This window comes from Thioalkalivibrio sp. HK1 (assembly GCA_000583135.1).
Lineage (GTDB): Bacteria > Pseudomonadota > Gammaproteobacteria > HK1 > HK1 > HK1.
Genome location: JFBG01000107.1, coordinates 1 through 1953 on the forward strand (window position 1 = coordinate 1; position 1953 = coordinate 1953).

Sequence of the window (1953 nt, forward strand, 5' to 3'; positions counted from 1 at the left end):
ACGTCGAGGTTGGAGTTGGACAAGGTGACGGTCACGGTATCGGTGTTGACGGGGATTTCGCCCAAGCGCACGGTGAATTCGACCGGCTCGCCGCCTTCCATCAAATCCACCATGGTCTTGGAGACGACGATATCGCCGGGACGGTCTAGGGTGGTGACAGCAATCGCCGCCCCTTGGGGGTTGGCGGCACTTGCATAGTTTCCGGCGCCGTTATCGAAGGTGCCTACGATGGTATCGGTGCCGTTCTCGGCGTTGTCGTCTTGGGCAACGGAAACGGTGACGGTTTGGCTGGCATTCCAATCGCTGTCGGTGAAAAAGAGGGTGGTGGGGTCCAAGGTGACGGATGCGTTGCTGTTGGTCAGGTCGACGGTGACATTGGGCACGGTCGGCACCGTTCCCAAACGCACGATGAAGGTTTGTTGTCCGCCTTCGACCACCTGCAAGGGCGAGGGCAGCATCAACAGGGTGCCGGGCGAATCATCATCGGTGACGGCGATGCTTTTATTCACATCGTCGGCCACGATGCCGATATCTTGATCGACCGAAAGGGTGATCAAGGCGCTTTCGTCGACGATATCGATATCGTGAGAACCGGTGACGGTGATCTCTTGTGCGCTTGAATAGTTCGAGGCGTTGAAGGTCAGCGATGCGGGGCTGACGGCGACCGCTCCGGGGTCGGCGCTGCTCGCCGTGATGGTGACCGTATCGCTGGGTTCGACATCGAGTTTGACGTTGAAGGTACCGCTGCCGCCCTCGCCGATGGCCAGTTGATTGGTGTTGTCCAATACGAGATTGCCCGATGGGGTCTCGTCATCCCGGACTTCGATGCGCTTGGTGGCATCGGCGACGGTGATGCCGTCGGCGTCCAAGTTGATGGTTGCGGATTCGTTGCGGTTGTTGAGGTCTTGGACGCCGGTGACGACGACCGTTTGGGCGGCGGTGGAGCCGGCGGCGAAGGTCAAGGAAGCGGGGGAAGTGGTGACTTCGACAGCTTGTTCGTCGCTGCTGGTCAGGGTGACGACGACGGGGACCGCCGAAGCGGGGGAGATGGAGACGGTGAAGGAGCCGGTGCCGCCCTCGGTGATATTCAAAGCGGCGGTGCCGCCTTCGATGACCATGGTCGGGGTCGGTTCGTCGTCATCGACCCTGACCGTTTTGGTCACGTTAGATGCTATGAGACCGCCGCCGGCGCTTAAGGTGAGGGCGACGGATTCGTTGTCGCCGTCGTTATCATCCTCGGCGGTAACGGTGACCGTCTGTGCGGTGGAGTAATCAGTGGTGGTGAAGGTCAACGAGGCGGGAGAGACCGAGACGGCACCGGCATCGGCGCTCGATATGGTCACGGTGACATCGGAGGTAGGTTGGGTATCGAGCCTGACGGTGAAGGTATCGTCATCGCCTTCGTCGATGGACAAGGTACCGGTATGCACGATATTGCCCGAGGGGAGTGCTAGCGGCGGTACTATCGTGATGGTGCCGGGGGAACCGCAGTCATTGGGTCCAATAGTGATGCTGTCGCAGCTTTGATAATTGAACGCTCTTTGCCTTGCAGCATCGACATATTCCACACAAAGCTTGGCGGGTCTGGATTCTGGATTTGCATAATTAGCAAAATTATTATAATTTATATTACTATTACTAACTACCCCACATTCCATTCCTCCTTGCCCGTCGTCTTGCGTACGCCGACCAGAAAGTTTCACTTGATGGCCGCTTCCACCCGCCCCCGTGCCACATCCATTAAAAATATTAGCACTTCCTGGTAATACTTGAACGCATTCATGTGCAGCGACGTTGGACTGATAATTCTGAGCCTTTACCGAAGGCGGTACCGCAAATATCAATAACGAACAAAGTGCGGATAGAGCGAGACTTTCAGCAGCAAAGCGCTTTCTGGGGGGGGGGGGGTAGTCAATTCAGGTACCACCGGCACCTTGGATACCGGTATAGGTC

General features: G+C 57.4%; 1 protein-coding gene. It reads right to left on the minus strand.

Annotated elements, in window-relative coordinates:
- Window positions 1-1568: hypothetical protein (locus BF99_RS21640; protein ID WP_197019241.1), on the minus strand; the 1568-nt coding region annotated here is incomplete at its 3' end.
- Window positions 1569-1953: the final 385 nt, after the last annotated feature.